This is a genomic window from Mycobacterium sp. TH-M106 (assembly GCF_057473765.1).
This window is the reverse complement of the sequence record NZ_JBYCLE010000135.1, coordinates 1-3,981: the sequence shown is the minus strand read 5'-3', so window position 1 is coordinate 3,981 and position 3,981 is coordinate 1. Positions and strand designations below refer to the sequence as shown.

The following is a 3,981-nucleotide window of genomic DNA, read 5'->3' as shown; positions in this document are numbered from 1 at the left end:
AGGTCGCTGGCCACCACCGCGGTGCCGGCGGCCATCGCCTCCACCAGCACGATGCCGAAACTCTCCCCGCCGGTGTGCGGCGCGCAGTACACGTCGGCGCTGCGCAACGCCGCGGCCTTCTCGGCGTCGTCGACTTGGCCCAGTATGCGCAGGTGGCTTGCGAGTTTGCCTGCTCGGCTTCGTAATTCGTCCTCGTCACCGCGGCCGACGACCAACAGCTCCACGTCGGGGAAACGGTCCACCAGGGCCGGCAACGCACGCAGCAGCACCGCCATCCCCTTGCGGGGTTCGTCGTAGCGGCCCAAGAACAGCGCCGTGCGGCCCGGTCGCGGATAGCCGGGCAGCTGTGCCGCCGAGGCGAACGCGGCCACATCGACACCGTTGGGAATCTCGACCGCGTCGGACCCCAGTGCTTCCATCTGCCAGCGCCGGGCCAGATCGGAGACCGCGATCCGGCCGACGATCTTCTCGTGCCAAGGGCGCAGCACGCCCTGGAACACGCTCAGCGTCAGCGATTTGGTGGTCGAGGTGTGAAATGTCGCCACGATCGGGCCCTCGGCCACCATCAGGGCCAGCATCGACAGGCTGGGCGCATTCGGCTCGTGCAAGTGCAGCACGTCGAAGTCGCCGTCGACCAGCCACGCTTTGACCTTCCGGTGGGTCGCCGGGCCGAACCGCAGCCGGGCCACCGACCCGTTGTACGGGATGGGAACGGCCTTGCCGCCGGAGACGACGTAATCGGGCAGGCTGACGTGGGGCGACGACGGCGCCAACACGCTGACCTGGTGGCCGCGGTCCCGCATCACCGCGGCCAGCTGCAGCACGTGAGACTGCACCCCGCCGGGCACGTCGAACGAGTACGGGCACACCATGCCGATCCGCATCAGAGCTCCCCGGGCTGATCCAGCCGGGCCCGCTGCGCATCGGAGAGGTCGGCCAGCCACTGCGGTTGCAGCATGTGCCAATCCGCTGGGTGTGCGGCGATGCCGGCGGCGAACCGATCGGCCAGCTCCTGGGTGATGGCTTTCACGCCGCTGGTGCAGTCGAGTTCCGGGTGGACCTGGAAGCCCCAACGGTCGCCGGAGAACCAGCCGTGCACCGGCAACAATGCCGCCCCGGTGTCGATCGCGAGTTTGGCGGGCCCGGCCGGCATCCGGGTGGGCTCGCCGAAGAAGTCGACCTGCACGCCGCTGCGAGTCAAGTCGCGTTCGGCCATCAGGCACACTATCCGGTTCTGCCTCAGCCGTTCGACCAGCACCTCGTACGGAGGGCGTCGACCGCCGGTGAGCGGCAATATCTCGAAGCCGAGGCTTTCCCGGTAGTCGCGGAAACGCCGATACAGCGACTCGGGTTTCAGCCGTTCGGCGACGGTTGTCAACCCGCCGAACGTCTGGACCACCCACACCCCGGCCATGTCCCAGTTGCCGCTGTGCGGCAGCGCCAGCACTGCTCCGCGGCCCGCTGCCAGCGCGGCGGCCAGACGCTCCTTGCCCGCGACCATGTGATCGAACTGCCGCGCCAGCGCGACGTGGTTCATGGTGGGCAGCCGGAACACCTCCCGCCAGTAGCGTGCATAAGACGCCAGCGAAGCGCGGATCAACGCCGGTGGCACCTCGACCGGTGCAACGCCGATGACGCGGGCCAGGTTCTTGCGCAGCTGATCTGGTCCTCCGCCCAGCGCAGCGTAGCGCGCTCCGGCATCGAATACGTTGCGGGCGAAGAACTCCGGCATCGTCTGCACAGCCATCCAACCCGCCGCATAGCCAAACTCGGTCACCCTGCCGCGAAGTGCGCCCACCCCGGCCGGCAAAGCGATCATGGTTCGACCGCGCCCGGCGAGGTGCGCACGGTGTGCAGCCGCTGCACTACAGTGATCAGGCTGGCGACCGCCAGCAGCCACATCGCCACGTGCAGCGCCCACGGCAACGCGAAGCCGGGCAGGTCCGACAACCCGGCGCCGAGCAGGACGGTGATCAACCGTTCCGGCCGTTCGATGAAACCCCCGCCGCCGCGCAGCCCGCTGGCTTCAGCCCTGGCCTTGATGTAGGAGATCACCTGCGAGGTGACCAGGCAGACCAGGGTGGCCACCACCAGCGGCGCGCTGTCCAGCCCGAATGCGGCCCACCAGGCCAGGCCGCAGAACACCGCGCCGTCGCTGATGCGGTCGCAGGTGGCGTCCAGCACCGCGCCGAAGCGGCTGCCGCCGCCGCTCAGCCGCGCCATCGCCCCGTCGAGCATGTCGAACAACACGAAGAACCCGACCCCCAGCGCACCGGCAAACAGCCGGCCGGTCGGGAACAGCGTCAGTGCGGCCAGCACCGATCCCGCAGTGCCGAGGACGGTGACGATGTCGGGGGCGAACCCGGCTCGCAGAAACACTTTTGCCGCTGGCGTGGTGATGGTGGTGAACGCCGCCCTCGACAGGAAATGCAGCCGGCTCATGATTGTTCGGCCCACTCGTCGGCCAGCAGCTGACGGGTGTCGCGCAGCAGCTGGGGGATGACTTTGGACCTTCCGACGATGGTGATGAAGTTGGCGTCGCCGCTCCAGCGCGGGACGACATGCACGTGCAGGTGCTCAGCGAGCGACCCGCCCGCCGACGTTCCCAGGTTCAGGCCGACATTAAAGCCGTGCGGGTGCGACACCGCCTTGATCACCCGAATCGCTTTCTGGATGAACGCCATCAGCTCCGCGCCCTCGGCCGCGGTTAGATCCTCGATTTCGGAGAACCGCCGGTACGGCACCACCATCAGATGCCCCGGGTTGTACGGGTACAGGTTGAGCACGGCGTAGACGTGCTCCCCGCGGGCCACCACCAGGCCATCCTCATCCGGCAGGCTGGGGATGTCGGTGAACGGCTGTTCGGATCTCCCCGATCCCGACACCCCGGACGGATGCCGCTTGAACGGGGCTTCGGCCAGGTAGGTCATCCGGTACGGCGTCCACAGCCGCGCCAGATGATCGGGCTCACCGACGCCGTGATCGACGATCGCGCGCTCGTCACCGTGCTTGATGCGGGTCATCCGCTCCTCGCGCGAGCGCTCGTCACGGCCGCCACCGTCGGTCACGTTGGACCACCCACCTTCACCGTCTCCGCTGTCGGGGCGGCATTTTCACGTTCGAAGATCCAGCTGGCAATCGCCGCGACCGCATCGTCGCGGGGCACTCCGTTGATCTGGCTGCGGTCGCCGAACCGGAAGCTCACGGCACCGGCGGCAACGTCGCGGTCGCCGGCCAGCAGCAGGAACGGCACCTTCTGATTGGTGTGGGTGACGATCTTTTTGGCCATCCGGTCATCGCCGGAGTCCACCTCGACCCGGATGCCGTGTGACTTGAGCTGTGCAGCAACATCGTCCAGATATTCCACGTGGTGATCGGCGACCGGGATGCCGACCACCTGCACCGGCGCCAGCCAGGCCGGGAAGGCGCCGGCGTAGTGCTCGGTCAGCACCCCGAAGAACCGCTCGATCGACCCGAACAGCGCCCGGTGGATGAGCACCGGCCGCTGACGGGTGCCGTCGGGTGCGGTGTATTCCAGGTCGAACCGCTCCGGCATGGTGAAGTCCAGCTGGATGGTCGACATCTGCCAGCTGCGCCCGAGCGCATCGGTGACCTGCACCGAGATCTTCGGCCCGTAGAACGCCGCACCGCCGGGATCGAGCACCGGGTTCAGCCCGGATGCGGTGGCAACCCCGCGCAGGATCTCGGTCGCCTCGTCCCACACCGCATCGGACCCGACGAACTTGTCTGGATCGCGCGTGGACAGTTCCAGGTGGAACTCATCGAGCCCGTAATCGGCGAGCAGGTCGAGAACGAACCGCAGCAGCGACACCAGCTCGTCGTGCAGTTGCTCACGGGCGCAGTAGATGTGCGCGTCGTCCTGAGTCATGCCGCGCACCCTGGTCAGCCCGTGCACCACACCGGAGCGCTCGTAGCGGTACACGCTGCCGAACTCGAAGAGCCGCAGCGGCAGTTCCCGGT

The 3,981-nt window shown here is 68.1% G+C and carries 5 protein-coding genes; all 5 read right to left on the bottom strand.

Annotated features, from left to right (window positions below):
• Nucleotides 1–884, bottom strand: an 884-nt coding sequence (locus tag AC2VOP_RS04900; RefSeq protein WP_486959901.1) for a glycosyltransferase family 4 protein, incomplete at its 3' end; no start/stop codon positions are given.
• Complete coding sequence (locus AC2VOP_RS04895; protein WP_486959900.1) at nucleotides 884–1,819, bottom strand: phosphatidylinositol mannoside acyltransferase; 936 nt, start codon at nucleotides 1,817–1,819, stop codon at nucleotides 884–886. The genes AC2VOP_RS04895 and AC2VOP_RS04900, both read right to left, overlap by 1 nt.
• Nucleotides 1,816–2,442 carry a phosphatidylinositol phosphate synthase gene (gene pgsA / locus AC2VOP_RS04890; RefSeq protein ID WP_486959899.1) on the bottom strand — a complete coding sequence of 209 codons (627 nt, stop codon included), beginning with the start codon at nucleotides 2,440–2,442 and terminating at the stop codon, nucleotides 1,816–1,818. Before pgsA ends, AC2VOP_RS04895 begins: the two co-directional genes overlap by 4 nt.
• Nucleotides 2,439–3,023: an ATP adenylyltransferase gene (locus AC2VOP_RS04885; protein ID WP_486959902.1), complete on the bottom strand. Its 585-nt coding sequence runs from the start codon at nucleotides 3,021–3,023 to the stop codon at nucleotides 2,439–2,441. The genes pgsA and AC2VOP_RS04885 overlap by 4 nt, the downstream gene beginning before the upstream one ends.
• Nucleotides 3,024–3,064: 41 nt before the next feature.
• Nucleotides 3,065–3,981, bottom strand: a 917-nt coding sequence (locus AC2VOP_RS04880) for an aminoacyl--tRNA ligase-related protein (protein WP_486959898.1), incomplete at its 5' end; no start/stop codon positions are given.